The 25,723-nt window shown below is 72.3% G+C and carries 26 protein-coding genes; 4 read left to right on the top strand and 22 right to left on the bottom strand.

Going from position 1 to position 25,723, the window contains the following annotated elements:
* Positions 1-147 precede the first annotated feature (147 nt).
* The 11 genes from ACOJV7_RS08130 to ACOJV7_RS08080 all read right to left on the bottom strand — a co-directional run bounded on the left by ACOJV7_RS08130 (position 148) and on the right by ACOJV7_RS08080 (position 12,806).
* Positions 148-2,916 carry an immune inhibitor A domain-containing protein gene (locus ACOJV7_RS08130; protein ID WP_420189627.1) on the bottom strand — a complete coding sequence of 923 codons (2,769 nt, stop codon included), beginning with the start codon at positions 2,914-2,916 and terminating at the stop codon, positions 148-150.
* 322 nt (positions 2,917-3,238) lie between these two features.
* Positions 3,239-3,931, bottom strand: coding sequence for an FHA domain-containing protein (locus ACOJV7_RS08125; protein ID WP_420189626.1), 693 nt, complete (start codon positions 3,929-3,931; stop codon positions 3,239-3,241).
* A gap of 3 nt (positions 3,932-3,934) precedes the next feature.
* Entirely contained in the window at positions 3,935-5,425 is a 1,491-nt protein-coding gene (locus ACOJV7_RS08120) for a serine/threonine-protein kinase (protein ID WP_420189625.1), read from the bottom strand.
* On the bottom strand, positions 5,422-6,972 hold the full coding sequence (locus ACOJV7_RS08115) for an FHA domain-containing protein (RefSeq protein ID WP_420189624.1): 1,551 nt from the start codon (positions 6,970-6,972) through the stop codon (positions 5,422-5,424). The genes ACOJV7_RS08120 and ACOJV7_RS08115 overlap by 4 nt, the downstream gene beginning before the upstream one ends.
* A gap of 11 nt (positions 6,973-6,983) precedes the next feature.
* Complete coding sequence (locus ACOJV7_RS08110) at positions 6,984-7,799, bottom strand: PP2C family protein-serine/threonine phosphatase (protein WP_420189623.1); 816 nt, start codon at positions 7,797-7,799, stop codon at positions 6,984-6,986.
* Complete coding sequence (locus ACOJV7_RS08105; protein ID WP_420189622.1) at positions 7,796-8,275, bottom strand: hypothetical protein; 480 nt, start codon at positions 8,273-8,275, stop codon at positions 7,796-7,798. Before ACOJV7_RS08105 ends, ACOJV7_RS08110 begins: the two co-directional genes overlap by 4 nt.
* A gap of 120 nt (positions 8,276-8,395) precedes the next feature.
* Complete coding sequence (locus tag ACOJV7_RS08100) at positions 8,396-9,094, bottom strand: hypothetical protein (protein ID WP_420189621.1); 699 nt, start codon at positions 9,092-9,094, stop codon at positions 8,396-8,398.
* Between the two features lie 56 nt (positions 9,095-9,150).
* Positions 9,151-10,209, bottom strand: a complete 1,059-nt coding sequence (locus ACOJV7_RS08095) for an SGNH/GDSL hydrolase family protein (RefSeq protein WP_420189620.1) — start codon at positions 10,207-10,209, stop codon at positions 9,151-9,153.
* Between the two features lie 92 nt (positions 10,210-10,301).
* A complete protein-coding gene (locus ACOJV7_RS08090) occupies positions 10,302-10,733 on the bottom strand; it encodes a hypothetical protein (protein WP_420189619.1) in 432 nt (143 codons plus the stop codon).
* Entirely contained in the window at positions 10,730-12,178 is a 1,449-nt protein-coding gene (locus ACOJV7_RS08085) for a CCA tRNA nucleotidyltransferase (protein ID WP_420190389.1), read from the bottom strand. The genes ACOJV7_RS08090 and ACOJV7_RS08085 overlap by 4 nt, the downstream gene beginning before the upstream one ends.
* A 178-nt stretch (positions 12,179-12,356) precedes the next feature.
* The gene (locus ACOJV7_RS08080) at positions 12,357-12,806 is read right to left on the bottom strand and encodes a hypothetical protein (RefSeq protein WP_420189618.1); all 450 of its coding nucleotides are present in this window, start codon (positions 12,804-12,806) and stop codon (positions 12,357-12,359) included.
* Between the two features lie 58 nt (positions 12,807-12,864).
* On the opposite strand from ACOJV7_RS08080, the gene ACOJV7_RS08075 reads away from it, so the two are divergent.
* From ACOJV7_RS08075 to ACOJV7_RS08060, 4 genes are all read left to right on the top strand, one after another.
* Positions 12,865-13,671, top strand: coding sequence for a hypothetical protein (locus ACOJV7_RS08075; RefSeq protein ID WP_420189617.1), 807 nt, complete (start codon positions 12,865-12,867; stop codon positions 13,669-13,671).
* On the top strand, positions 13,668-14,219 hold the full coding sequence (locus ACOJV7_RS08070) for a hypothetical protein (RefSeq protein ID WP_420189616.1): 552 nt from the start codon (positions 13,668-13,670) through the stop codon (positions 14,217-14,219). The genes ACOJV7_RS08075 and ACOJV7_RS08070 overlap by 4 nt, the downstream gene beginning before the upstream one ends.
* An 81-nt stretch (positions 14,220-14,300) precedes the next feature.
* On the top strand, positions 14,301-15,365 hold the full coding sequence (locus ACOJV7_RS08065) for an OmpA family protein (protein WP_420189615.1): 1,065 nt from the start codon (positions 14,301-14,303) through the stop codon (positions 15,363-15,365).
* The gene (locus tag ACOJV7_RS08060) at positions 15,362-15,976 is read left to right on the top strand and encodes a hypothetical protein (protein WP_420189614.1); all 615 of its coding nucleotides are present in this window, start codon (positions 15,362-15,364) and stop codon (positions 15,974-15,976) included. The genes ACOJV7_RS08065 and ACOJV7_RS08060 overlap by 4 nt, the downstream gene beginning before the upstream one ends.
* 159 nt (positions 15,977-16,135) lie before the next feature.
* Here ACOJV7_RS08060 and ACOJV7_RS08055 read toward each other — a convergent pair whose 3' ends face one another.
* From ACOJV7_RS08055 to ACOJV7_RS08005, 11 genes are all read right to left on the bottom strand, one after another.
* Positions 16,136-16,723, bottom strand: coding sequence for a pilus assembly protein TadG-related protein (locus ACOJV7_RS08055; RefSeq protein ID WP_420189613.1), 588 nt, complete (start codon positions 16,721-16,723; stop codon positions 16,136-16,138).
* Between the two features lie 110 nt (positions 16,724-16,833).
* On the bottom strand, positions 16,834-17,037 hold the full coding sequence (locus ACOJV7_RS08050; protein ID WP_420189612.1) for a hypothetical protein: 204 nt from the start codon (positions 17,035-17,037) through the stop codon (positions 16,834-16,836).
* A 146-nt stretch (positions 17,038-17,183) separates the two neighbouring features.
* The gene (locus ACOJV7_RS08045; protein ID WP_420189611.1) at positions 17,184-17,822 is read right to left on the bottom strand and encodes a response regulator; all 639 of its coding nucleotides are present in this window, start codon (positions 17,820-17,822) and stop codon (positions 17,184-17,186) included.
* Positions 17,822-19,003, bottom strand: a complete 1,182-nt coding sequence (locus tag ACOJV7_RS08040; protein ID WP_420189610.1) for a sensor histidine kinase — start codon at positions 19,001-19,003, stop codon at positions 17,822-17,824. Before ACOJV7_RS08040 ends, ACOJV7_RS08045 begins: the two co-directional genes overlap by 1 nt.
* Positions 18,993-19,898, bottom strand: a complete 906-nt coding sequence (locus ACOJV7_RS08035) for a type II secretion system F family protein (protein ID WP_420189609.1) — start codon at positions 19,896-19,898, stop codon at positions 18,993-18,995. The genes ACOJV7_RS08040 and ACOJV7_RS08035 overlap by 11 nt, the downstream gene beginning before the upstream one ends.
* The gene (locus tag ACOJV7_RS08030; protein WP_420189608.1) at positions 19,895-20,818 is read right to left on the bottom strand and encodes a type II secretion system F family protein; all 924 of its coding nucleotides are present in this window, start codon (positions 20,816-20,818) and stop codon (positions 19,895-19,897) included. Before ACOJV7_RS08030 ends, ACOJV7_RS08035 begins: the two co-directional genes overlap by 4 nt.
* Positions 20,815-22,146 carry a TadA family conjugal transfer-associated ATPase gene (locus ACOJV7_RS08025; RefSeq protein WP_420189607.1) on the bottom strand — a complete coding sequence of 444 codons (1,332 nt, stop codon included), beginning with the start codon at positions 22,144-22,146 and terminating at the stop codon, positions 20,815-20,817. The genes ACOJV7_RS08030 and ACOJV7_RS08025 overlap by 4 nt, the downstream gene beginning before the upstream one ends.
* Positions 22,143-22,478 carry a TadE/TadG family type IV pilus assembly protein gene (locus tag ACOJV7_RS08020; RefSeq protein ID WP_420189606.1) on the bottom strand — a complete coding sequence of 112 codons (336 nt, stop codon included), beginning with the start codon at positions 22,476-22,478 and terminating at the stop codon, positions 22,143-22,145. The genes ACOJV7_RS08025 and ACOJV7_RS08020 overlap by 4 nt, the downstream gene beginning before the upstream one ends.
* Complete coding sequence (locus ACOJV7_RS08015) at positions 22,475-24,130, bottom strand: CpaE/TadZ family protein (protein WP_420189605.1); 1,656 nt, start codon at positions 24,128-24,130, stop codon at positions 22,475-22,477. The genes ACOJV7_RS08020 and ACOJV7_RS08015 overlap by 4 nt, the downstream gene beginning before the upstream one ends.
* Positions 24,130-24,861 carry a Flp pilus assembly protein CpaB gene (cpaB, locus tag ACOJV7_RS08010; RefSeq protein ID WP_420189604.1) on the bottom strand — a complete coding sequence of 244 codons (732 nt, stop codon included), beginning with the start codon at positions 24,859-24,861 and terminating at the stop codon, positions 24,130-24,132. The genes ACOJV7_RS08015 and cpaB overlap by 1 nt, the downstream gene beginning before the upstream one ends.
* The gene (locus tag ACOJV7_RS08005) at positions 24,858-25,655 is read right to left on the bottom strand and encodes a hypothetical protein (RefSeq protein WP_420189603.1); all 798 of its coding nucleotides are present in this window, start codon (positions 25,653-25,655) and stop codon (positions 24,858-24,860) included. The genes cpaB and ACOJV7_RS08005 overlap by 4 nt, the downstream gene beginning before the upstream one ends.
* Positions 25,656-25,723 lie beyond the last annotated feature (68 nt).

The following is a 25,723-nucleotide window of genomic DNA, read 5'->3' as shown; positions in this document are numbered from 1 at the left end:
TGCCGTGGAGCACCCTACCGGCTGTCGGGGCCACTTCCCATGGGTGCCCATACCTACCCTTCGCCTACCGGCGGGTCGCTGGCACGGCGTCGGGCCCGCACCCTCGAGAGAGGATGCGGGCCCGATGCGTCGGTGCAGCGACCGCGACTACTCCGCGCTGGGCGGGGTGATCTTGATGAGCGCTGCCTGGTTGCCGCCGAACGCCTTGGAGACGGTCACCGAGGTGCCGTACCCGACGCCGTCGTCGGCGGGGTTGCCCGTGCCCAGCGGCGTGATGATGCCGAGGTCGAGGCCGTAGTACTGCGGCAGCGGGTTGCCGGCAGCGTCGACGACGCGCGTGCTGTACGGCGCGTTGCCCACCGAGGGGACGACGGTCGAGGCGTCGGCGTCACGGTAGAAGACGCTGCTGCCACGGATCTCGATGCCGGGGTACCAGCCCTTGTCGTCAGTGAACGACTTCACGGCGGACTGCTTGCCGAAGGTGTTGCAGGCCTCCCCGGTGAAGTCGGCCTTCGTCGTGCACTCGTTGAACGGGTAGGTCCCGAACAGGTTGAACGCGGCGTTGGACGACTGCGGACGAGACGGCAGGTTCTTCAGCGTGCTCGTGTCGTTGGCCGCGTTCGCACCGCTGCGCCGCAGCGGGTCGAAGTGGCTGTCCACGATGAGCAGGCCACCCTTGGCGCCCTCACTGGGGAGGGTCGTCAGGTTGTTGAGCACGTGGTTGGCGTTGCCGTACGACGTGTCGCGGTACCAGACGAGGGCACCGGGCGCGTTGTACTTGATCTTCTCGACCTTCCACGCGCCCTCGCCACCGAGCTTCTGGTAGGTGGTGTCGTAGGCGTACTGGAGGCCCTTGTCGAAGCCGTCGAAGTTGCGCCACTCGACGAGGTAGTACTGCGCGTAGTCGTGCGCGCCCGGGTCGAGGACCCAGCCGGCACCGGTGGTGTCGGTCCAGGTGCCCACGGTGGCGGTCCAGCCGTTGTTGGCCTCGGCGTCGTCGCTCCAGACCGTCGTCCCACCGTTGGTGAGCGAAAGGTCGTCGACGAACCAGCCCGTGTCCTCGAAGCCGGCGTCGGTGGCGTAGAGCAGGCGCACCTTGACGTTCTTGCCGGCATACGGGGTGAGGTTGGCGTAGTAGTGCTCCCAGCCGTCGGTCGCACCGCTGAGGCCGTACTTCTTGTTGCCGAAGTCCTTCATGCGGCCGTTGGGGTCGGCGTAGCCGTCAGGCGTCGTGACCTCCTTGCCCGCGGAGTCGTACTGCTTGAGCTCTGTCCACGTGGTGCCACCGTCGGTCGAGACCTCCAGGAAGCCGAAGTCCCAGTCCTCCTCGATGTGGAAGTTGTTCCACGTCCAGAAGCGGGCGTCGGTCGCACCGGCCGGGACGGCCACGTCCCGGGTCAGGGTGTTCTTGGCCCACGACTGGTCGGCGCTGGAGTACCACATGCTGTCGCCGCTGTGCGGCTCGGCGAGGGCGACCCGCTTCGGCGGGAGGTTGACCTTGACGCCGTCGGCCGACCCCTTGGGGGTCCGGCTCGTCTGTCCCACCTTGACGGCGCGCGGGTCGTCACCGGGGTTGACCTGGACCGGGTCGGCCCAGCCGAGCACCCACTTGTCCCAGATGCCCATGTGGGTCGGCATCGACTGGAAGATCGGGCCCGAGTGCGAGCCGGAGCTCATGAGGTCCCAGAAGTCGACGTCCGACTCGCCGCCGCTCGCGGTGTCGTAGAGGTCCGGCAGACCGAGGTCGTGGCCGTACTCGTGGGCGAAGACACCGACACCGGAGTCCTCGGGCTGGACGATGTAGTTCGACAGCCGAAGGTTGGTGCCGGGCACCGGGGCGCCACCGGCGACGGCCGACGAGTGCGCCCAGATGGCGTACGGGCCCTCGGCACCGCCACCACCGGACTTGTCCTCACCGGCGTGGACGAGGACGACGTGGTCGATGACGCCGTCCGGCTCGAGGACGTTGCCGTCACCGTCGCGGTCGCCCTGGTCCTCGATGTCGTAGTCGGCCCACGGGAAGCTCGGCTGAGCCTTCGCCAGCGCCGCCACCGCGTCGATGGGCAGCTGGCCGGGACCGAGCGGGTTGTCCGGGTGGCCCTGCATGTCCTGGATCGCGCCGTAGGTCCACTCGCCGTTCTCGTCCTTGTGGCAGGTGGTCGCGCCGTAGTAGGCCTCGGAGTGGGGCACGGTGATCCACGGGGTCGCCGCACCGCTCACGGTGTAGGCGCCCTTGGACATCTCCTCGTACATGTTCTTCATCGTGTAGCCGGAGATGTCGATGCCGGCCTTGCCGTCCGGGCCCGTCAGGTCGGGGCGGACGCGCTCGGTGATGCCCGTCTTGGTGTAGAGCATCTTGTTGAAGTGCTCGGAGGAGAAGTCCTCCACCCACATCGAGTTGTTGTCCTTGAGCTCGCTGTCGGCGGGGTTCGGGATGTTGTTGTGCTTCGGCCCGTTCTGGATCGAGCCGTTGACACAGGTCTCGGCGCTGAAGCCGTCCGGGACCATGACGTCGGTGAAGTCGTCGTTCGCCTTGTCGTTGAACTCGACCAGGATGGTGAGGAGCTTGGCCTCCTGGGTGCTCTTGGCCTGCTTGAAGCGGTTGGCCTTGAGCTCCTTGGGGCTCTTGCCCGTCTTGATCGCCTGCGCCTCCAGCTTCGCCAGCTGTCGCGCGGCCACCGGGTTGCCCTTGGCGTGCTTGCGGTCCACGGCCTTGGCCTTGGTGAGCGCGTCCTTCTGCGTCTGCGCGGTCTTCTTCGAGACCGCCTTGCCGTTGATCTTGAGGGCCTTGTCCGCCGACGAGACCGCCTCCATCCGCGGGGCGACGTAGTTGATGTAGCCCTCGGACGACGCGCTGTCTGCGCCGGCCGATGACGAACCTGAGCTGGGCGCGGCGGCGACAGTGCTTGACCCCATGGTCAAGCCGGTCGCGGCCAACGCCAGCGCGGGCACTGCGGCGAGGTAGCGCCGCCGTCCGCGCGGAGATGTGCGAGCAGTCATGTCTCTCCTCCAGGAACCGGGCAGGAGGCCCGGGCGTCCGTACGTCTTTGCACGAACTTCTGTGCATCCTGCACCGCAGCACCGACAGAGGGGAAGCACTTTGCGCCGAGTGGTCACGACGGGTGCCCCGGATGGCCCGGACGGGACCTCCGTATGCCGTCCGTGCAGGTCAGCCCAGCCCGACGCGACCCACTGCTCACGCCTCCAGGCCTGGCTCGTGGCCTCCGTGCGATCGTCGTCAGTCGAGCAGGGCCAGGTCCGCCTCGGTCACCATGCGGGTCGAGAGCGCGTGCTCGACGAGCCGCGCCTTGCGGTTGCTCGCGAGCTTGCCCGGACCGCCGTGCAGCCCCCGGGTGCCGGCGTCGGCGAGCTTCTGGCAGACGTTGTCGAGCTTGCGGTTGAACTTCGTCGTCGTCCAGCCGAGCCGGTCCGCGGCCTGGGCGGAGGACGGGATCTGGCCCTGGCCGGCATACGAGGTCCGCAGGAAGCTCTCGCACAGCGCGACGACGAGGAGCTTCTGGTCGGGGGTCATCGAGACGCGGCCGACGGTCGTCTCGCCGGGCGAGTCCTCGGGCTCGGGCTCCGGGTCGTTCTCGATCGTCGTGAAGGTCGCGTCGTCGACGGTGATGTCGAAGTCGTAGGTCGTCGGACCCGCCGTGAACCACACCGTGAACGCCTCGAGCGCGAGGGGGATGCGGGCGCCGGGGTTGAGCCAGGCCTGGAAGAGGCCCTTGCGGTCGCCGACCGTGGCGGTGAGGGTCGAGCCGACGTTGGTGAGCCACCAGAGGTCGTGCTCGCGGTGCACCTGGAGGAAGACGCGGTGGAGGTAGGGGTTGTCGTCGATCTCGACGTCGGCCACGCGGCCGATCGTCAGCGGCGCGTCCTCCGGCGCGACGAACTCCTCACCGCAGAACTCCACGGTCACTGCCATCGGTCATCCTCCCTGGACGCACTTGATCGGCGAGTACGGCGACGTCGGACCCGCCGCACGGGCCACCGCCACCTGCGCGCAGACCGACTGGCCGGACTTCGCGGTGACACGGTGGGGCATCGCCTTGACGGTCGTCACCGCCGCCTTGGCGATCTCGGCCTCGCTCGGGGCGATGCGCATGCGGTAGTAGTCGCCCTTGCGGACGCCGGCGTACTGCCACGAGAAGGCCGCGCCACCGGCGATCCCCTGCCCGTCGATCGAGGGCTGCTCGGGGATGTCGACGACGGGGCCGCCGCCACCCTGGGTCACCGACGCCGTCGGGGCGTCGGTCGAGGCGTCGGTGGGCTCGTCGCCGCCGCGGAAGCCGATCGCCCAGACGAGGGCACCGACGAGCGCGACGAGGACGACGCCGACACCGGCGAGCAGCGCTCCGCCGCTGATCGTGGTCGGCTGCGGACCGGCGTCGGCCTCCTCGGCCGCTGGGCGACTCGTCGAGGTCGCGGTCGGCGCGTAGGTCTGGGCCGAGGTGACCTTGGGGGCGCGCACGCTCGTCCGGTCGGGGTCGGTGTGCTCGGGGGCCGGCTGACCGGTGCTGTCGGCGACGGTCGTGTGGCCCGACTCGTCGAGGACGACGATGGGGGTGCGGGCGAACCGCTGCTCCTGCTCGATGGCCTGGAGGCCGCGGGCGAAGTCGATCGCCGTCTGCGGACGGGCGTCGGGCTTCTTGGCCATGGCGTGGCCGAGGAGCCGCTCGAGGCTCAGGGGCACGTCGGCGCGGCCGGTCTGCGGGACCGGCGTCGCGCGGATGCGGGGCATGAGGGCGTATGCCGAGTTGTCGCCTCCCGGCTGCTCGAACGGCGAGCGCCCCACGAGGAGGTGCCAGAGGGTGGCGGCGAGGGAGTAGACGTCGCTGCGGGCGTCGCCGTTGCTCTGGCCGTAGAGGACCTCGGGCGGCGACCACGGGACCGAGACTCCGACGTCCTCGTCGTGCTCGTCCTGGCCGACCGCACGACCCGCGATGCCGAAGTCGGTGAGTCCGGGGGCGCCGTACTGGCTCACGAGGACGTTGGCCGGCTTGATGTCGCGGTGCACGATGCCGGCCCGGTGCGCGGTCTCGACGGCGCTGGCGAGCTGGATGCCGGTGCGCAGCACCTCCTCGACGCTGAGCCGCTCCCGCTTGGCCCGGGTCGCGAGGTTGGGCGGCGGGTAGTACTTCATCACGAGGTAGGCGCCGCCGTCGGCGAGCTGTTCGCTGCGGAAGACCTGGACGATGTAGGGGTGGTCCGCGAGCTCGGCCATGGTGTTGGCCTCCTCGACGAACTGCCGCCGGATCGCCGGCGTGAGGCCGTCACGCTTGAGGACCTTGACCGCGACCGGCATGCGCGGCATCTGCTGCTCGTAGAGGAAGACGTCGGCATAGCCGCCCGAGCCGAGGGGCTGGCGATAGACGAGGCCGGGGATCTCGGGCGCGGAGCCCGGGGCTGCTCGCGTCACTCGGAGACCTCGTAGGTGAGCGAGACCTCGTCCGCGAGGGTGAGGACGGCGCCGGGCTCGATGCCGAAGTCCTCGGTGGGCCGCAGGCGCACCGGCTCCTGGCCGGGCAGCGTCACCGTCGTGCCGTTGGTCGAGCCGAGGTCGCGGACGAGGACGTGCCAGCCCTCGAGGATGACCTCGGCGTGGTTGCGCGAGATGTCGTTGTCACGCGAGGCGAGCCGCACGAGGTGCGGGCGGCTGCTCGGCGGCAGGTCGGCGTTGACCTTGGGCGAGCGGCCGAGGAGGACCCCGCGGTCGAGCGGCACGAGTCCGCCGGTGGAGACCCGCAGGACGCCGAGCTGCGGGCGCGGGGTCTGGAACGGCTGCTGCGTCGGGATGTCGCGACCACACACCCGGCACGAGCTCGCGTGCGGCGAGGAGTGGTGGCCCGCCGGGCAGATGACGGCGAGGACGATCGGGCTGTCGGCGGGGCCGTCGACGGCCGGGCCGAGCGCGCTGCGGTCCATGGTGACGTCGGGCGCCGACGGAGCGGGTGAGGGCGGCGCACTGGCTGCGGCCTGGCCGGGCGCGGGCTCGGACGGCAGGTCCGCCCGGGGTGGGGACGCCGGGGCGGCCGGCTCGGCGGCCATCGGGGACGGACCGGTGAGGCCCCAGTTGTCCGGGCCCGTCGGGCCGTCGGCGGCATCGGGGACCTGCTGGCCCGGGGGCGGAGGTACGGGAACGTCCGCGGGTGGAGCGGGCGGTGCAGCGGCGGGCTCGGAGGTCGCGGGGGCCGCGGCGGAGGATGCGGCTGCCGGCTCGGCGGCGGACGACGACGACCGGTCACCCTCGGGCAGGGTGCGCCACGGCACGCTGTCGATGAGGACCTTCTTCTCGGGCTGCGGCGGGGGCTCGGGGGCGACTCGCTCGGCCGGTGCGGCTCCCGCGTACTCCTCCGACGGCGGCAGGGTGAGGTCGGCCGGCGGCACGGGTGGCGCCTCCGGCTCGGGCTCCGCTTGCGCAGCGGACTGGGCCTCCGGCTCCGGTTGTGCCTCGGCCCCCGGCTCCTCCGCCTCGGACGCCGTGGCCGGCTCCGCCTGCACCGTCGGCTCCGGCGAGGGCTCGGGCTCAGGCTCGCGCGCCGCCGCCACACCCGCACCCGCAGCCGCCGCACCGGCAGCCGCGGCCGGGCGGCCGAGCCGCCGGGGACGCTTCCAGCCGCCCCGGGCACCGGGGCCGGCCAGCTCGAGAGCGGAGGCCGACACGTCGAGGTCGCGCCACGGCATACGGGCGTCCGAGGTGACGTCCTCGCCGTCGGCGCGCACGACTGCCTCACCACGGACGACGACGCGCGCCTGCTCCCCCGACGTGTCGACGAGGGCGAAGTCGGGGAGCGCGCGCAGTCCGTCGCGGGAGAGGGCGTCGAGCACCTCGACGACCCCGGCCTCGAGCGGGCCGCGCAGGTCGTCGGCGAAGGCGGCCGAGCCCTGGACGAGGAGGTGGCGGTCTCCCGCGGACAGCGTGACCCAGCCTGCGGGGGGCCGGGTCGTGACCTCGGTGCTGCTCACGGCGTTCGTCCTCAGGTCGGCATCAGGGTGTGACGCGGCGCGGTGTCGGCCTCGTCGTTGTCATCCTCGTCCGAGTCGAAGGCGACGACGACGACACTGATGTTGTCACGTCCACCGTTGTCGAGTGCGGCGCGGCACAGGGCGTCCGCGACCTCCTGCGGGTCGTCGTACTTCTGCAGGGCCACCATGATCGTCCGGTCGTCGACCTCGTTGGACAGGCCGTCGCTGCACAGGACGAAGCGCTCGCCGGGGTGCGGGGGGAAGACCCAGACGTCCGCGTTGGGGCCGGGGTCCGTGCCGAGCGAGCGGGTGATGATGTTGCGCAGCGGGTGGCGCAGGGCCTCCTCGGCCGTGATGATCCCGGCGTCGACCATCTCGCGGACCTCGGAGTGGTCCCGGGTCACCAGGCTCATCCGGTTGCCGAGGAAGCGGTAGACGCGGGAGTCGCCGACGTTGAAGACGATCCAGTGGTCGGCGCCGCCCGCGTCGACGACGGTGAGCCCGGCGACGGTCGTGCCCATGCCCGTCTGCTCGGGGTTGCGCGCGGCCGACTCGAGGAGGTGCCCGTTGATCCGGCGCAGCAGCGCGACGACGTCCTCGGGGCGCACGTGCGTGCGGGTGTTGAGCTCGCCGAGGAGCTGGACCGCGATGCCGCTCGCGACCTCGCCCGCGGCGTGCCCGCCCATGCCGTCGGCGATGGCGTAGACGAGGCCCTCGGCGATGAGCGCGTCCTCGTTGTGGTTGCGCACGCGACCGACGTGGGTCGCGGCACCCGAGCGGATCCGGACGTCGGGTCCGGTGAGCGCGGCGTAGTGCGGGCCGCTCACGCGCCGCCACCCATCGGGTCGACGACCGCCGTCTCGAGGATCGACTGCACGGCCTCGTAGTCCTGCTCCGAGTCCGGGCCGGCGATGCGGCCGGTGACGCGCACGAGGTGGACGACCTCGCCGGCCTCGACCGCGGTGACCAGGTGCACGAGGTAGACCGGCTCGCCGTCCTCGATCCACGACACGTTGAGACCGGTCCACTCGCGGCCCTCGAGCTCGACGACGAAGGTCTCGTCCGCCTCGCCCTCGTCGCGTCCCTCCGCCTCGCCCGCGAGGTCGTCGACGAGGTCGTCGGTGCTCGCCTCGCGCGACGTGTGGACGTATGCCGTGAGCTCTGGAGCGAGGTCGCCTCCCCTGCCGTGGACCGCACGCAGGAGCGCGTCGCCGCCGGGCTCCACGGTCCAGTCGTCGGGCAGCGTGAGCTCGATGTGCGGGTACGCCGGGCTGAGGGCGCTGGGATGGCCCACCGTGGGCATCGGGCCACCTCCATGGGGGACGGAAGGACGGCACCCTCGCGGGTGCGGTGCAGAAGCCGAACCAGCCTAGCCGGGTAGCGTCGTCAGGGACGATGGGGAGAACTCCCCGCCGGGCGCCCGTCAGTCGCCGCGCTGGACGGCGGTGACCGCGCCGCTGATGACGGCCGGGTCGGGCGCGTCCCCCGCGCCGTAGGAGACGAGGCCGACGAGGAACTCACCGTCGGCGACGAGCGCGACGTCCTGCGTGACCTTGCGTGGACCCTGCGACGTCATCCGCCAGACGACGGTGTCGCCGGGCACCTGGCCGAAGTCCGCCTCGTCGACGGTGAAGGTCGTCACCGGCCCACTCGCGAGCTCGCCCCGGGTCTCGAAGGTCGTGCACGTGGCGAGCGCGGTCCTCAGCGCGTCGACGACCTCGGTGGCGAGCCCGTCGCGGTGGACCTGGACGTGCTGGGCAAGGAAGGGCCCGACCGCCGACCGGGCGAACCGCTGGCGGGCTGCCCCGCGGGGCTCCTCGGGCTCGATGTCGACACCGCACACGGTGAGGCCGAAGCCCGCCTGGGGCGGCTGCGAGCGCCGCCACCCCTCCCCCATCGTCTCGAGGGGGACGAAGCGGCTCTTGGCCCGTGCCTCGAGGTCCGTGGACCCGCTCGGCGAGCCCGACGGCGAGGCCGTGCCCGTCGTCGGTGCGGTGCTCGTCGTCGTCGGTGCGGCCCCGCGGGCCGACCCGGGGGCGGTCTCGTCGCCGCACGCGGTCATCGTCATCACTCCTGCCGTGAGGATCGCGGCGCCGAGCGCCCGCCCCGTCCGCGTCCCCATGGTCGACCACCCTAGGCGCGCACGGACCGCGGCGCGGGTGCCTGCAACCGGCCGCATCAGGGGTACTCCGGGTTGCGGAGCTGCTCTTGGAGCAGCTCGGCCATCGCTGCGTGGCCCTGGGCGTTGGGGTGGAACGAGCCGGGATCGGTCACGGAGAGCCCGGGTCCCCCCCAGTCGAGGTCGTTGATCCACTGCTCACCGTCGGGCGCACCCACGCCGTGGCCGAGGAACGCCTGGGTCGGGTCGATGAACTCGACCCCGGCCTCCCGGGCGGCCCCGCGGAGCATGGCGTTGAGCTCGTCGGCCTTGCCATTCATCCACACCTGGTCCTGCGCGAAGAGCATGTTGTTGAGCTCCTCGCTCGGTGGGTCGTTGAAGAGCCGTGGGTAGCCCATGATGACGATCCGCGCGTTGGGCGCCTGTTCCTTCATCTGTCCGTAGAGCTCGACGAGGTCGGCGCGCAGGTCGACGATGCGGCGGTCGAGCTCGCCCTCCCACTTCGCCTGGCAGCCGTCGGTCCAGAGCACCCCGGAGCCGCCGTTGAGGACGCAGTCGGTGAGGACGTCGGCGAAGCCGAGGTCGTTGCCCCCGATCGACATCGTGACGAGCGAGGTGTCCTCGTCGAGGGCCTCGAGCTGCGCCGGCTCGTCGTCGTTGGTGTCGTTGGGGTTGTGCAGGTCCTCGGTCGTGGCCCCCGAGCAGTAGACGGTCGTGAGGTCGCCCCCGAAGTCGAACACGGCATACGTCTGTTCGGCGTAGGCCGACGCCGAGCGGCGGCAGCGGTTGTGCGAGTCGTCGCCCCAGTTGCCGGGGTCCCAGTCGTCACGGTTGTCGTAGTTCGTGCCGTCGTGGTAGTCGCCGGCCCCCTCGCCGGAGGCGAAGCTGTCGCCGAGAGCGACGTAGCCACCGCGGATGGCCCGTTCGAACGCGTCCTGCGCCGCCTCGGCCTTGACCTCGCAGTCCTGCCCGTCGCCGACGATCCGGCACCACGCCAGGGTCGCGTGCTCGACGACGTTGGCCGTGCTCACGACGGCGAGCACCCCGGCGACGACCATCCCCGCGATCGCGACGATGCCGACGAACTCGAGGGCGGAGCCTCCGCGCTCACGTGACATGTCCGCACGCTAGGGACGACGGCCCGGGGCGGGGCAGGGCCCCCGGGCCTTGATCCGGGCCCAAGGTGCCGGGGCCGGCCGGGCCCCGGGCGTCAGGCCAGGCCGACGAGCCCGGCGAGGGCGGCGACCGCGAGGGCCCCCGCGACGCGCACGCAGGCGCGGCGGTGGGCACCCGGCATACCGGCTGCTGCGGCGGCGACCACGGCGGCGGCCGCGACGACCCACGGGAAGGCCGACTCCCCCGCACCGACGGCGCGGCCGAGGACGACGCCGACCCACGCGAGGGCCGCGCAGGCGAGTGCCGCCCACGGGAGCGCCCCGCGAACGCGCTCCACCACGACGGCCGCCGCGCCGACGGCGGCGAGGAGCAGCGACCAGCGGCCGATGACGTAGTCGGGGGTCTCCTCCTGTGGCGAGAGGAGGAAGACGTCGAGCCAGACGACCGGCAGCGCCAGGAGCGCGACGACCGCGAGCCAGGTCAGCGGCGTGCGCGTCGTCGCCCGGCGGCCGGCGGGGGCGGTCACCCCTGCGACTCCGGCTGCTCGGCCCACCAGGAGCGCAGCCGCTCGGCGGCGGCCTCGGGCCCGATCGGACCCTCGTCGAGCCGCACCGCGAGGAGGTGCTTGTAGGCGCGACCGAGCACCGGGCCGGGGCGGATGCCGAGGACCTCGGCGATCTCGTTGCCGTCGAGCTCGGGTCGCACCGCGGCGAGCTCCTCGGCGGCCATGAGCTCCTCGATGCGCGCCTCGAGCTCGTCGTAGGTGCGCGAGAGCCGCTGCGCCTTGCGGACGTTGCGGGTCGTGCAGTCGGCGCGGGTGAGGCGGTGCAGCCGCTGGAGGAGCGGGCCGGCGTCGGTGACGTAGCGGCGCACGGCCGAGTCGGTCCACTGCCCCTCGCCGTAGCCGTGGAAGCGCAGGTGCAGCTCGACGAGGCGGGCGACCGCCTTGACCGTCTCCTTGTCGAAGCGCAGGGCCTTGAGCCGCTTCGCGGTGAGCTTGGCGCCGACGACCTCGTGGTGGTGGAAGCTCACGCCGCCGCCCGGCTCGAACCGGCGCGTCGCGGGCTTGCCGATGTCGTGGAGCAGCGCGGCGAGCCGCAGCCAGAGGTCCGGGCCCGGCACGGAGTCGGCCGGCCCGTCAGCCGGGCCCTCGAGGGCGATGGCCTGGTCGAGGACGATGAGCGAGTGGACGTAGACGTCCTTGTGGCGGTGGTGCTCGTCGACCTCGAGCTTGAGCGCGGGCAGCTCGGGGAGCACGTGCGCCGCCAGGCCGCTCTCGGCGAGCAGCTCGAGGCCGGCCCGGGGTGCGGGCGCGAGGAGAAGCTTGACGAGCTCGTCGCGGATGCGTTCGGCCGACACGATCTCGATGGTGGAGGCCATCTCCCGCATCGCCGCGAGCACCTCGGGTGCCGGCGCGAGGCCGAGCTGGGCGACGAAGCGCACGGCGCGCATCATCCGCAACGGGTCGTCACCGAAGCTCACCTCGGGCGCCGACGGCGTGCGCAGCCGGCGGGCGCCGAGGTCGGCCAGGCCCCCGTGGGGGTCGACGAACTCGAGGCTCGGAAGTCGAAGGGCCATCGCGTTGACGGTGAAGTCGCGCCGGACGAGGTCCTCCTCGAGCGACTCCCCGAACGCGACGACGGGCTTGCGCGTCACGCCGTCGTAGGCGTCGGCGCGGTAGGTCGTCACCTCGACCGTCGTCTCCGACCCGGACTCGCGGCGGACCGCGCCGATCGTCCCGAAGTCCCGGCCGACGTCCCACGTCGCCGTGCCCCACCCGCGCAGGATCGCCTCGGTCTCGTCGGGGGAGGCGCTCGTCGTGAAGTCGAGGTCGGGCGGTGTGCGCCCGAGGAAGGCGTCCCGCACGGGTCCGCCGACGAGCGCCAGCTCGTGCCCGGCCGTCGTGAACCGCTCCCCGAGGTCGGTGAGCAGCGGCAGCACGGGAGCGAGCCGGGAGACGGCCTGCTTCATGAGCGCGGCGGGCGGCGGGGAGGACGACACGAGGAACAAGAGTAGGGCCCGGCCGAGCACCTGCCGTCCGGCCGAGCGGCGGTCGGCGGGGTCGCGCGCTGGTCCCGCGCTGGTCGTGCGCCGGACGGACCCCGGTCGGGCCCCAGTCAGGCCCGGTCGGGCTCTGGCCGGACCTCGGTCAGGTCTCGTCGTCGAGCGAGCGCTCGGCGAGGACGGCCGCGCCGGCCGTGACGCCGAGCCAGACCACGAGGTCGAGCAGCGTCCCGGGCCACGCCGACCCCGTCACCGCGACACCGAAGAGCGCGCCCCCGGCGTCGGCTCCCGCCGTCCACGTGAGGGGGTTGAGCACGAACGCGAGGAGGCCGAGGCCGAGCCATGCGACGAGCGGGTTCCACGGCCCACGACGCACGACGAGGAGGACGACGAAGGCGAGTGCGGCGAGCGAGAGGGCGCTGCGCCCGACGACCGCCCCGGTCGTGCTGAGCGAGGTCGCGCCCGCGCTGATGCCGACGACGCCGAGGGCCGCGCAGACGAGGGCGGCGACGACACCACCGAGCACGACCCACAGCACCGAGCGAGCCCCCACGAGCGCCGTCCCCCCATGTCGTTCCCCTGCTGGAGCGCTCATCGTCGCACGATGCCGGAGCGCGACCTCCGCCGCCGCGCTGCTCGGGTAGCCTCACCCCGTGGCGCGTGGGCGGACGGGGGTGGTGCTCGGGGGTGTCGTCGTGCTCGCGGGGCTCCTCGGTGCGGCTCCGGTCGCCGGCTTGCCGCAGGAGCCCGAGCCCGCGATGCCCGTCCTCGGGCAGGCCCTCGTGGCCGCGACGAGCGACACCGAGCAGCGCCTCGAGCCCATGGTCGTGACCGTCCACGGCCTGCGACGGGTCGCCACCGCCACGGTCCTCTACTACTCCGTCGGGTTCGCGGGGCAGGCGCCCGACCCCGAGGTGGCGCCGGTGACGGCATACGGGTCGGGTCCGGGCACCTACGAGACCCTGCAGAGCTCGCCCGGGTCGCGCTTCATGGACTCGGCGGCGGCGATCGACCTCGCGTCACGCACGTCCTACGGCGCGCTGCGTCGCCCCGACGGGACCGCCGTCGCGGCACCCCCGCCGGACACCCCCGATGACCGCGTCCGGCTCAGCGGCCGGGCCGTCGTCCAGTGGATCGCCCTCGCGCCGATCCCCGACAAGGTCAAGGTCGTCGACCTCCTCGTCGGCAGCGCCTTCGTCCGAGGCGTCCCCGTCGGCAAGGGCGCGATGACCCCGGTCGCCTCGGTCCCCGCGCCGGCGGCGGGCACGGGCTGGCCGGAGGTCGACACGTTCGCCCTCGCCGAGGGGTCGCCCCAGAACGCCGTCCTGCCGCTGCAACCGCGGATCACCGTCCTGCCGAAGCCGAAGCCGACGCCGAAGCCGACGCCGACGGCGCCGGCCAAGCCGAAGCCCTCGGGCACGCCGTCGGCGTCCCCGTCGCCCTCGGGGAGCCGGCGATGAAGCGCGGCACGCGACGTCTCGCGCTCGTCGCGGTGACGCTCGCTGCGCTCCTCTCGGGGTGCTCGGGCGGCACGCCCGTCCCGGAGCCCTCCCCCACGCTCGCCTCCCCCTCGGCGCCGGCCGACCTCGGCCCGCTCGCGAGCTTCCTCGACACGACACCGACCCAGCCCGTCGCGACGACACCCGGCCGCGACGACTCGTCCTTCTCGGGTGCGGTCTTCCAGGTCTTCCGGGTCGAGACCGACGCCCGCTCGACCCTCGTCGAGTGGGCGGCGACCCACCCGCGCACCCTCGCCGCGGGCGCGGACTTCGACCTCACGCTGTGGCAGAACTTCCCGCAGGTGACGACGAAGACCCACCGGTATGCCGTGACGACCTACCAGCCGGCGTCCGGGCCGCCGCGGTGCGTGTGCTCGGCGGTGCGCGCGATCCGCGGGGAGCCCCTCGTCCAGGGAGCGCTCTACCCCCCGCTGCCGGCCGACGTCACCTCGGTCGTGCTCACGTCACCGTGGTTCGAGGACGTCACGGTGCCGGTGTCCAGACGCTGACGCGCGGATGCGGACGCCCCCTGCGCCCTGTGTATTGTCGACGGAGCATTCGATCACGTCATGACACTGGGGGGTCCTGCCATGAGGTCACGTGTCGCTGCGGCGGCTGTCGCCGTCCTGGCCACCGTGGGAGCGGCGTCCACCGCCGACGCCGAACCGACGCCGATGCGCGAGGTCGAGGGCGTGCCCGTGCTTGCGCGCACCCTCGTCGCGAGCTCGATCCAGAACGCGCCGCCTCCGGCCGTGCTCTCGGTCCACGGCGTGCGCCGGGTCGAGGGCGCAGCCGTCGTCTACTTCTCGATGGGCATCCCCGAGTCGTCGCAGGCGCCCGCGCGCTCGAACTTCAGCACCTACGGCACCGGCTTCTTCAACGTCCTCAGCCAGAACCCGGGTGTGACGACCTTCCAGTGCAGCGTGGCCGCGCTCGACATCGCCGGCGGTCGCGCGTTCACCGCGCTGCGCGTCCAGGGCGGTCAGCGCTGCATCGGCACCAGGACGGGTGAGTTCGCGACGACGTCCGAGACCGGCCCCAACGCCGCGCTCGTCGGCCACACGGTCATCGCACCGATCCCGCCCGAGCTCACCGAGGTCGACCTCTACGTCGGCTCGCAGGTCCTGCACGACGTGCCGGTCGAGGACGGCGTCATGGAGCCGCTCCACGAGGGCTCCGGACCGGTCGTCGTGGGCACCGGCTGGCCCGAGGTGGACCTCTCGCAGGTCGCGACGGCCGTGACGCCGGCCGAGGCGGTCCGCCCGTTGCGCACGATGGTCACCGACCTCAAGGCCCAGGTGTCGCAGACGCAGAAGAGCGTCGAGATCGACGCCTCGGTCCTCTTCGCCGTCGACAAGTCCGCGCTCACCCCGCGGGCGAGTGCGATCATCGCCCAGGCCGTCGCCCGCATCAAGGCCGCCGCCCCCAAGGGCACCGTCGTCGTCGAGGGTCACACCGACTCCAACGCGAGCGACGCCTACAACCTCAAGCTCTCGCAGGCTCGCGCCGCCGCCGTCGCCGCCGCCCTGCGACCGCAGCTGCCGGGCTACACCATCCAGGCGGTGGGCAAGGGCGAGACCTCGCCCATCGCGCCGAACACGACCGCAGAGGGCCGGGCGCTCAACCGCCGGGTCTCGATCTCGCTGCCGAAGTGACGGAGACGATGATGACGAACCCCAGGCGACTTCCCGTGGCGCTCGGCGCCGTCCTCGCGTCGGTCGTGCTGCTGTCCGGCTGCACCGGCGACGATACCCCCGAGCCCACCGGCACGAGCGGCTCCTCGACCTCGTCGGGCTCGCCGTCCCCGAAGGACTCCGGCGACGCGCTCGAGGACCGCTCGAGCGAGGTCCTCGCCGACCCGCCCCAGCTCGCGTCGATCGCGACCGCCAAGGCCAAGGCGACGTCGAGCTTCCGCGGCAGCACCTTCACCATCCACGCCCTCACCCGCTCGGACACCGCGACCGTCCTCACCTACTCGGTGACCGGCGGCACCGGGCACAGCAGCCCGACGGACTCCCTGCCGCGGAACTGGGAGAAGGCGCCGATGCTCATGACACCGACGCACTCCTACCGGGTCGTGACGTTCCAGGAGCAGGGCAAGGCGTGGGCGGCCGTCGCCAACCCGCAGTACCGCATCGCCTCGGGCGCCCAGACGGGTCCGGTGACGATGCTCTTCCCGCCGCTGCCCAAGGACACGGCCAAGGTGACGCTGCGCGGAGCGTGGTTCGACGACGTGGCCGTGCCGGTCACCGACGTCCAGGGCTGACGCGGGGCACGCCCACCGGTCGGTCGCGGGCGTCCGCCGTCGGTCGCGGACGCTGGTATGCCGTCGGTCGCCGACGCTCGTGTGCCGGCACCTCCCGGACGCTCGTATGCCGGCCGCCCCCGTCCGCGAGTCCGCCGGCCCATGACCGGCGCGGAGGCCTCAGTCGACGAGGCGGACCCGGAACATCGCCTTGAGGGCGGGCTCCGGGGTGAGGAGGGTGAGGGGCTCGGTCGTCGGCGGCACGTAGATGCGGACCTTGAGGTCGCCGCACGTCGCGGTCGCCTCGTAGCCGGAGGTCGTCTCGACGAGGGGCTGGTCGGGCTTGCACGCGCCGAGGGCGACGCCCAGCTCTGCGACGGAGGTCGCGCTCTCTCGGTCGCCGGTCGCGGTGACCCGCTTGGTCCGGGTCGTGGCCTCGACGCGGTCCCGACCGGGTCGGTAGCAGAAGCGTGTAAGGGTGGCGTCGTTGCGGTTCGCGAACTCGGAGGCGGCCCCCCGGCCGTCCCCGCACTTCCACTCGCTCTTCTTCGAGTTGAGCGAGGCCTGGACCCGGCCCCACATGAAGCCGACCGAGTCGTGCGCGCCCGCGAGGGCGGCGGCGTCGGCGCTGCTCTTGAGCTTGCTCAGCTCGCTGTTGCCCTTGCTGAAGTCCTGGATGACGTTGAGGGCGACCCAGACGAGGACGAGCGTCGCGACCATCGTGATCGCCGTGACCGCCTGGCCCCGCTCCCGCTGCGAACGTCCCATGTCTCCCCCTCCGGATGCCCTGCCCAGCAGCCCGCCCCGGCCGGGGCGGACACGACGGCGAGGTGCGGGAGCCCCTGACTCCCGCACCTCGCCGTGTCGAACGCTCTCGATCACGAAGCGCCGGTGATGTTGTCCCACGCGGCCTGGATCTTCTCGCCGACGCCCGAGCCGGTGATGACGCCGTAGATGGCGGCGATGACGACGCCGGCGACGAGGGCCATGCCCAGGTACTCGAGCGAGTTCTGGCCGGCCTCGCGACGGTCGCGGAGGGTGGCGAGCTCGGTGCTGTAACGGGCTGCGATCTTGTGAGTCATGGCGGTGCCTCTCTGTCGTGGTTCACGTTCCCCTGGTGGCCGTGGACCCTTTGCAGGTCCTCGACCTGACACCTCGAAGGTAGTTTTTCCGCCGCTCGGGCCACAGGGCCCGCAGGCCCAAACCCGGACCCAAACCTCGGACGGTCTCAGGGCCCCGCCCGGCCCAGCCACACGACGATCGCCTCGGCCCGCGTGGTCACCCCGAGCTTGGCGAAGATCTGGTTGATGTGGTTCTTGACCGTCTTCTCCGAGAGGAAGAGCTCCTTGGCGATGCTGCCGTTGGCCGCGCCGGTGGAGACGAGGTCCATCACCTCGACCTGACGGCCCGACAGCCCCATCGCGCTCGGCTCCGCCCCCGCCTCCGCCTCGGCCGGCGGGCGTCCGTTGCGCAGAGCCGCGAGCGCCGGGCCGGACAGGCTCCCGGTGCCCTCCGCGGCCGCGCGCACCATCGCCGAGAGGCGGTCGGCGTCGAAGGTCCCGTGGACGAGGTAGCCGATGGCCCCTGCCTCGAGCGCCGTGAGGATGACGTCGTTCTCGTCGGAGAAGGTGAGCATGAGGACGTGGGTCCGCTCGGCGAGCTGCCCCACGACGGAGAGCCCGTCACGTTGCGGCATCCGCACGTCGAGCAGCACGACGTCGGGTCGGTGCCGGGTGACGAGCGCGAGCGCCTCGTCGCCGTTGCCCGCCTCGCCGACGACCTCGAGGTCGTCGTCGGTCTCGAGCAGCGCGCGGATCCCCCGTCGCATGACCGAGCTGTCGTCGACGATCGCCACGGTGAGCGCCATCAGACCACCTCCGGACTTCTCTCGGTGAGTGCCCGGCGAGGCACCCTGAAGGTCACTGTCGTCCCGGCGCCGGGGGCCGTGACGAGGTCGAGCCGTCCGCCCACCTGGTGCATGCGCTCACGCATGCCGAGCACGCCGAAGTGCCCGCGCTCGGCCGCCCCGTCGACGTGCGCGTCGGTGGAGCCGGCACCGTCGTCGACGACCCGGAGGACGACGGCGTCACCGTCGGCCTCGAGCCGCACCGCCGTGCTGCACCGCCCGGCGTGACGGTGGACGTTCTCGAGCGCCTCGCGCAGCACCATGAGCATCTCGTAGCGCGCCAGTGGCTCGACGTCGCCGACCGCGCCGACGTGCAGGGTGCACGCGCGACCGGTCGTCGCTCGCCACTCGTCGACGACGAGGCGCAGCGCCTGCGCGAGGTCCTCGACCGGGATGGGTTTGCGCAGCTGGCCCATGAGCTCACGGACCTGACCGATCGCCAGCGTGCAGTCCTCCTCGATCTCCCGTGCCCGCAGGGCGGCGACCTCGGGTCGTCGCTCGACGAGGATCGGGAGGCTGGAGGCGGTGAGCGCCATGGCCTGGAGCGACTTGGCGACGCTGTCGTGCATGTCACGCGCGATGCGCATGCGCTCGTGCGAGGTGGCCGCGACCGCGGTCGCGTCGCGCAGCACGGCGTGGCTCGCGAGCGTGGCGCGCGCGGACCGCTGCACCGCGAGACCGAGCAGCCAGAGCGTCACGAAGAGTGGCGGGACGATGAAGATGTATGCCGTCATCGCGTCGATGTCGATGGGTCGCCGGGCGAGGAGCAGCAGGTGGATCGCGCACATCGTCGCGATGACGACGAGGCCGGGCTGCCACGACAGCCAGAGGCCGACGAGCAGGGCCGAGGTGCACAGCGCGAGCACGAACGGGGTGTCGACGCCGACGACACCGACGACGATCGTCAGGGCGATGGCATCGACGAGGACGACGAGGGGATGGGCGCCGACGAAGGCACGCACCCGCCGGGACCGGAGCGCGACGTAGCCCGGGAGGGCCGCGACCATGACGAGCGCCGAGACGACCGCCGGCTGCTGCACGGCCCACACGAGGGTGAGGACGAGCAGCAGGAAGAGCCTCACGAGGAGCGCCACCTGCGCGACCTGGAGGGTGAGCGGGTCGGTGCTCGAGTCAGAGGGCACCGAAGTCTCCGAGGTCGATGTCGGCTCCGATGAAGAGGCCGACGATGAGCAGGATCATCGCGCCGGGCACCATGACGACGGTCGTGAGCAGGGTGACGCGCGGCGCCAGCTGGGCGGCCTTCTGCCGGTGCCGCTGGGCCGCGGCGCGACGCATGTCGGCGGCGATCTGGTTGAGGGTGTCCACGAGCGGTGCGCCGAGCTCCTCGGCCTGGAGGTAGGCCGTCGTGAACTCCTCCATCGCCTCGGAGCTGTTGCGCTGGCGCAGCGCCTTGAACGCCGACCGCACGCTCGCCCCGTTGGTGATCTGGTGCAGGGTCGTCGTGATCTCCTCGGACATCGGCCCGCCGAAGCGCTCGGCCACGGTTCCCAGCGCCTGCCGGAAGCCGATGCCGGCGCTCACGGTCACCGACAGCACGTCGAGGAAGTCCGGGAGGTCGCGGTCGATGCGCTCACGCCGCTTGCGGGCCATCGTCGCGAGGCGGGCGACGGGCATGACGAAGATGAGGGCGATCGCCATGAGGACCGGGATGTAGTTGCCCTGGGCGGAGAGGAGAACCACCGCCGGTGCCGTGATGATCATCCACATGACGGCGCGGGCGAGCACCGAGTCGACGTCGACGCCCTCGGGGCGGCCCGCCTGGTGGATCTGGCCCTGGAGCCAGGCGATGACCTTGGGCGGGACGACCTTGCGCAGCCTCGGCGCCAGCCGGTAGGCGACGGCGCTCAGCGGACCCTGCGACTTCGCCCGCTCCTGGCTCGCGCCCTGCAGCAGCTGGAGGTCCTCGAGGTTGAGGCCCTCGGCCATGTCGGTGCGCATCATCCGGTAGCCGCGCATGAAGACCCAGGCCGCGATCGCGGCCACGGCGCCCGGGATCATGCCGACGAGCCAGTTCATATGTCGATCCGAGTCATCTTGCGGATCGCCCAGAAGCCCAGCCCGAAGATGCTGAAGGAGATGAGCAGGGCGGCCTGGCCGACGACGCTGCGGGTCATCTTGTCGACGGTTCCCGGCTGCATCGTGTTGAGCATGAGGAGCATGAGGACGCCGAGCACGATGACGAAGTAGGAGGTCGCCACCGGCTGCGCGAGCGTGGTCTTGACCTCGCGACGGGTCTCCTTGCGCTGCTCGAGCGTGCCGGCGATGTCGCGCAGGGCGGTGACGAGGGACCCACCGGAGCGCGAGGCGACGACGAGCGTCGAGATGAGCACCGACGTCTCGCGCGAGCCCACCCGCTGGCGCAGCTCGTCGAGGGCCGTCGTCAGCGGGGCGCCGAAGCGAAGCCGGGTCGCCACGCGGGAGAGCTCGGTGCGGGCCGGCTCGGCGAGCTCGTCACCGGCGATGGCGATCGCCGTCGGCAGGGAGAGACCGGCATAGCTCGCGTTGGCGAGGACCCGGGCGAGCTCGGGCAGCTGGGACACGAACGCCTCGCGGCGACGCTCCTGCGCCCGCTTGAGGTAGACCCGCACGCCGAGGAAGCCGAGGCCCAGACCGGCGACGGCGAGCAGCGGTGCCAGGAGGTTGGCGATGAGGACGACCATGACGAGGCCCAGGCTGAGCCCGCCGAAGAACATCACCGACGGGGCCCGCTCGATGCCGGCGAACTCGAGCTCGCGCTCGAGCCAGCGGCCCGGCCGGGTCCTGCGGAACCACCGGTCGAAGAGCTGGAGCGCGCTCGTGGCGTCGTCGTCCGACCCGGACTCGGCGCCGCTGATGGCGACGTGCCGGTCACGCGCGGCCCCCACGAACTCGCGGAAGGCGAGCATCGCCAGCAGCATGACGACGACCGGGCCGAAGAGCATGACGGCGAGGATCACGACGCCGCCTCCATGAACGCCGGCAGCGCGACGTTGGCCTCGCGCAGCCGCTGGCGCAGCGCCTCGGGGACCGCGTGCTGGACGAAGCGCCCACGGACGAGGGTCTCGCCCTCGACGTGGGTGGGGTCCCACGTCATGAGCGGGCGCAGGTCGAACTGCTCCTGCCGGCGGGAGGCAACGAAGCAGGCCTCGACGACCTTGCGGGAGCCGTCGGACTGGCGGTTGAGCTGGACGATGATGTCCATCGCCGAGTTCACCTGGTCGCGGATCGCGTGGAACGGCACCTCGACGTCGCTCATCGACGCGAGGGTCTCCAGCCGGGCGAGGGCGTCGTCGGGACTGTTGGCGTGCACCGTCGTGAGCGACCCCTCGTGGCCGGTGTTCATCGCCTGGAGCATGTCGAGCGCCTCACCGCCACGGCACTCGCCGACGATGATCCGGTCGGGCCGCATGCGCAGCGAGTTGCGGACGAGGTCGCGGATGGTGACCTGGCCACGACCCTCGACGTTGGGCGGGCGCGTCTCGAGGCGGATCGTGTGCGGCTGGTCGAGGCTGAGCTCGGCCGCGTCCTCGATCGTGACGATGCGCTCCTTGGGCGAGATGAACGACGAGAGCGCGTTGAGCAGCGTCGTCTTGCCCGAGCCGGTGCCACCGGAGACGACGACGTTGAGCCGGGCCTCGACGCAGGCCCGCAGCAGGGCCGCGAGCTCCTCGTTGAGCGAGCCCCACTCGATGAGCCGCGCCAGCGAGATGGCCTGCGGGAAGAGTCGGATCGTCACGGTCGGGCCGTTGAGCGACAGCGGCGGCAGGACGACGTTGACTCGCGCTCCGCGGGGCATCCGCGAGTCCTGCGGGAGGCGGGCGTCCGCCATCGGCGAGGACTCGTCGACGCGCCGGTTGACCGTCGAGACGATGCGGTCGATCGTCTGCATGAGCTGTTCTTCGCTCGTGAACGCGCCCGGCCAGCGCTCGAGCCGGCCGCTGCGCTCGACGTAGATCGTCTCGTGGCCGTTGATCATGATCTCGCTGACCGTGGGGTCGGCGAGGATCGGCTCGAGGACACCGAGGCCCACGGCCTCGTCGACGACGCGGCGGACGAGGAGGTTGCGCTCGCTCGAGGAGAGGATGACCCCCTCACGCGAGACGAGGTGGGCGATGACGCGCTCGAGGCGGGCGCGTCGCTGGCTGGCCTCGAGCCGGGACAGCTCGTTGAGGTCGACCTCCTCGAGGAGCAGCCGGCGGAAGACGGTGACGAGGGAGTCCTCCTCGGCGCCGAGGCGGTTGGTCGCGGTGGGGTCCCCGATGAAGGACCGGAACGAGCGGCTCATCGGGCTGCCGGCATGTCGACCGTGCGGCTGACCGAACCGAGCCCGAGCCGCGTGAAGAGGGGGACGTCGACCCGGACGGTGTAGCTGTAGCCGTTGCCGGCCCTGCCACCCGACACCGAGGCGTCGAGCCCGTCGGGCAGCGCGGCCTGCGCGGCGGCGTTGGCGTCCTGGTCGAGCGAGGCGGCCCGAGCGGCAGCCCGGGCGGCCTCGTTGGCCGACACCGCGGCATACCCGGCGACGCCGAGCTGCCACACCATGAAGGCGACAGTCAGCATGGGTGGCACGACCGCGAGGAACTCCAGCGAGGCGAGCCCGCGCTCGTCGCGCCTCATCGCTCGCTCACCACCGCACGCGACGAGGTGAGCGTCTGCGGGAAGCCGAGGGCGGCGGGGCCGGCGGCCGGCACGTCCATGCGGACCGTGACCCGGTCGCCGTTGACGGAGACGTCGAGACCGTCACCGAAGGCCCACGGCGTCGTGTCGCGAGCCAGCGTCTGAGCGGCCTCGCGGCTGCCGGTGACGGAGTACTCACGGGCGGCGACGCGGGAGGCGTGACCCGACATGACGAAGGTGAGGCCGATGACGACGATCTGCCAGGCCGCGAGTGCCATGAAGATGGTGAGCGGGAGCATCGTGACGTTCTCGAGCGCGATCTGGCCGCGCTCGGCGTCCGCCTTGGCCCGGCGGCCCTTGGTCCGGCGGGACCCGCGGCGGCGACGGCCTCCGTCGGGCTCGTGGGACTCGCGCTCGGGCTCACGACCCCCGGCGGGAGGCGTCGGCTCGGGCGCCCCCTTCGCCTCGTCACTGCGTCGGCCGCGACGGGCCTGCGCGGGGACGTCGGCCTCGAGGCCGAGCTCGCGGCGGATGTCGGTCATGAGCCTCCACCAGGCGACCTCGGTGACGCCGCGCGGGTCGCGCTCGTTCATCGCGCCCTCGAGCGCCCGGGCCGAGACCGGCACCGACGCCTCGAGGACCGAGCCGCTCGTGAGCTGGGGAACGGCCGACGCGGGGAAGATGCTGCTGCGGTCGACCTTGTTGACGATGATCCGGGCCGAGCTCTCCGTGGTCACGCCGAGCGCCTCCCACGCGAGCATCCGCTTGCGCATGGCCCGGACGGCGAGCACGTCGGAGGTCGTCACGACGACGACCTCGTCGGCGAGCTCGACGAGCGTGGCCTGGCTCGGCGTCACGGCACCGCCGCCGTCGACGACGATGAGGTCGAACTCCCGGCGCAGCAGCGCGAAGATCGGCCGCAGCGAGTCGGGGGTGATGAACTCGGTCAGGCGCACGTCGGCGGGCGTGAGCAGCAGGCTGAGCCCGCTCTCGTGCTGGACGATCGCGTCGAGGACGGTGCTCACCGAGAGGTCCTGGTGGACCTTGGCGAGGTCGGCGAGCGAGACCGTCTGGCGGACCTCGAGGATGGCGCTCACGTCGCCCTTCTCGAGGTCGAGGTCGACGACGCACACCTTCTGCGTCGGGTTCTTCATGAGGTGGTCCATCGCGAGGTGCGTCGCCATCGTCGTCGTCCCGACGCCGCCCTTGGCACCGACGAAGCCGAGGATCTGGCCGCGGGAGCCGCTCGCCTGGGCGATGGCGCCCATGAGGACCTGCTTCATGTGCGTCGACCACTCGTGGGCCTGGAGCACCTTGGCCGAGAGGTCCTCGAAGCTGAACGGGAGCGCGATGACGCCACGGGCGCCGTTCTCCATGGCGCGGATGACGGTGGTCGGCATCCGGTCGGAGGAGATCTGCAGCAGGCCGATGCTCGGGTGTCGCACCCCGAGGTCGCGCAGGGTCTGGTGGACCGGCTCCGGCCCGAGGTTCTCGTGGATGAGGCAGATGTCGGGGGTGAACCGGTCCGCGTAGTCGAGCAGGTCGCTGCTCGTCGGCGCGACACCGACGACCTCGGTGCCGTCGAGCTCCTCGAGCAGCTGGCGGAGGTCGGCCTCGACGTCCGAGTTGGCCATTCCGATGAGAACTCGCATCACTCTGCCTCCTCGGGCACGGCCTTGCCGCCCAGCTTGCGGGCGTCGTAGTCATTGGGTTCGCCCTTGCGGTTGGTGCCGACGTCGCTGGGAAGCGCGACGAGACGGACCTCGCTCGCGAAGGCACCGGCATACGTCACGGCGAGGGCCTGCTCGGGCTCGAGCGCGAGCGTCACCGGGATGACCTGCTGCTCGGAGGTCCCGCCCTGGGCGCTCTCCTTGGTGACGGTCTGCTCGCCGGCGATCGAGACGATGCGGATGTCTCGGCTGAGGATGCGCACCGACTTGGGCAGGCCGGGCACCTCGGAGAAGACGGCGTAGAGGTCGACCCGGTCGCCGGGGCGGACGCGGCCGGCGACGCCGGTGACGGAGTTGACGTTGACCGCGACCTCGCGCTCGGTGGCCGAGAGCGAGCTGCTCGGGATGAGCATGTCCGAGCTCACCGTCGAGCCGGCGTTGAGCCGGAAGCCGACGCGCCTGCCCTGGAGCTCGTCGAGCGAGAGGACCGACGACTTCGGCACCCAGCGCTCGGGGACCTCCACGGCCTCGAGGTTGTCGGGCCCGAGCGGCGTGTAGGGCGCGATGGGCTGCGAGGCCTGGTAGACCGTGACGCGCGAGCCGACCTGGCTGTTGACGTTGGCGACGTAGGCGGACACGGCGAAGAACGTGCCGATCGCCACGAGGGCCGACACCAGCACGAAGAGCAGGCCTCGACGCTGACGGGGATTCATGCGGACAACTCCTGGACCGAGCGGGGGCGGACATGGCAGAAACGGCACGAGGCGCCGTGGGCGGGCAGGGCGCACACCGGGCAGGTCCCGGTCACGGGAGCGGCGGCGGCGAGCTCGGGCGGCAGCACGGCGAACTCCGCGCCGTCGTTGCCGTAGAGGCGCTGGACGCTCGACACGAGCGGGTCGACGACGCGGTGGTCGCCGCCGTGCCAGCGGGCGAGGTGGTCGACGGCCTGGGCCGAGGCGCCGGCGACGACGAGCGTGCCGGGGCGGGCGACCGACGCGAACCCTCCCGGCTTCGCCTTGACGACGAGGTCGTCGGCGCCGCAGAGGGCGACGAACCCGGGGCCGCCCGGCAGCAGCGAGCGCAGGTGCTGCCCGAAGGAGGGCGACGGCGACGCGAGCCGGGTCACGCGCCGCACCCAGAACCCTGAGAGCAGGCCCGCATCCGTCTGCTCGAGGACCGAGAGGCGGGTGGAGTCGGGCACGTCCTCGAGCCGCGAGGCGCGCAGCGCGATCGACGTCGCGGCCAGCAGGCTGGCGCGGGTCTGGACCCGGGTGACCGGGAGGTGCGGCAGCGCGCCGCTCACGACGTTGGCGACGAAGCCGGCCCGTGCCCAGTCGCGCCGGCGCGCGACGAGGACGACCCGCTCGGCACCCGAGCCGGCGACGTGGCGAGCCAGCGCCGGGGCGGCCGCGGTCCCCACGACGGTGGCGACGCCGTCCTCGCTCGACCAGGTCCGGACGCCCTCGGGCGCGCCCGACGGGTCGAGAACGGCAACGAAAAGACTCACGCGTGTCCCCCTGCGCTGTGATGCCGCCGGCCCGCGTGGGTCCGGCGGAGAGCTCCCCTGCTCGTCCG

Source organism: Knoellia tibetensis (assembly GCF_048606415.1).
Taxonomy (GTDB): Bacteria; Actinomycetota; Actinomycetes; order Actinomycetales; family Dermatophilaceae; genus Knoellia; species Knoellia tibetensis.
Note: the sequence above shows the minus strand (reverse complement) of the source record. Positions and strands in the feature narration are given on the sequence as shown.

Excerpts from the sequence above, each read along its gene's own strand:
- ACOJV7_RS08130 (WP_420189627.1), bottom strand. The coding sequence starts at position 2,916 with ATGGGGTCAAGCACTGTCGCCGCCGCGCCCAGCTCAGGTTCGTCATCG.
- ACOJV7_RS08125 (WP_420189626.1), bottom strand. The coding sequence starts at position 3,931 with ATGGCAGTGACCGTGGAGTTCTGCGGTGAGGAGTTCGTCGCGCCGGAG.
- ACOJV7_RS08105 (WP_420189622.1), bottom strand. The coding sequence starts at position 8,275 with ATGCCCACGGTGGGCCATCCCAGCGCCCTCAGCCCGGCGTACCCGCAC.
- ACOJV7_RS08100 (WP_420189621.1), bottom strand. The coding sequence starts at position 9,094 with ATGGGGACGCGGACGGGGCGGGCGCTCGGCGCCGCGATCCTCACGGCA.
- ACOJV7_RS08095 (WP_420189620.1), bottom strand. The coding sequence starts at position 10,209 with ATGTCACGTGAGCGCGGAGGCTCCGCCCTCGAGTTCGTCGGCATCGTC.
- ACOJV7_RS08085 (WP_420190389.1), bottom strand. The coding sequence starts at position 12,178 with ATGAAGCAGGCCGTCTCCCGGCTCGCTCCCGTGCTGCCGCTGCTCACC.
- ACOJV7_RS08080 (WP_420189618.1), bottom strand. The coding sequence starts at position 12,806 with ATGAGCGCTCCAGCAGGGGAACGACATGGGGGGACGGCGCTCGTGGGG.
- ACOJV7_RS08070 (WP_420189616.1), top strand. The coding sequence starts at position 13,668 with ATGAAGCGCGGCACGCGACGTCTCGCGCTCGTCGCGGTGACGCTCGCT.
- ACOJV7_RS08065 (WP_420189615.1), top strand. The coding sequence starts at position 14,301 with ATGAGGTCACGTGTCGCTGCGGCGGCTGTCGCCGTCCTGGCCACCGTG.
- ACOJV7_RS08055 (WP_420189613.1), bottom strand. The coding sequence starts at position 16,723 with ATGGGACGTTCGCAGCGGGAGCGGGGCCAGGCGGTCACGGCGATCACG.
- ACOJV7_RS08050 (WP_420189612.1), bottom strand. The coding sequence starts at position 17,037 with ATGACTCACAAGATCGCAGCCCGTTACAGCACCGAGCTCGCCACCCTC.
- ACOJV7_RS08045 (WP_420189611.1), bottom strand. The coding sequence starts at position 17,822 with ATGGCGCTCACCGTGGCGATCGTCGACGACAGCTCGGTCATGCGACGG.
- ACOJV7_RS08035 (WP_420189609.1), bottom strand. The coding sequence starts at position 19,898 with ATGAACTGGCTCGTCGGCATGATCCCGGGCGCCGTGGCCGCGATCGCG.
- ACOJV7_RS08025 (WP_420189607.1), bottom strand. The coding sequence starts at position 22,146 with ATGAGCCGCTCGTTCCGGTCCTTCATCGGGGACCCCACCGCGACCAAC.
- ACOJV7_RS08020 (WP_420189606.1), bottom strand. The coding sequence starts at position 22,478 with ATGAGGCGCGACGAGCGCGGGCTCGCCTCGCTGGAGTTCCTCGCGGTC.
- ACOJV7_RS08015 (WP_420189605.1), bottom strand. The coding sequence starts at position 24,130 with ATGCGAGTTCTCATCGGAATGGCCAACTCGGACGTCGAGGCCGACCTC.
- cpaB (WP_420189604.1), bottom strand. The coding sequence starts at position 24,861 with ATGAATCCCCGTCAGCGTCGAGGCCTGCTCTTCGTGCTGGTGTCGGCC.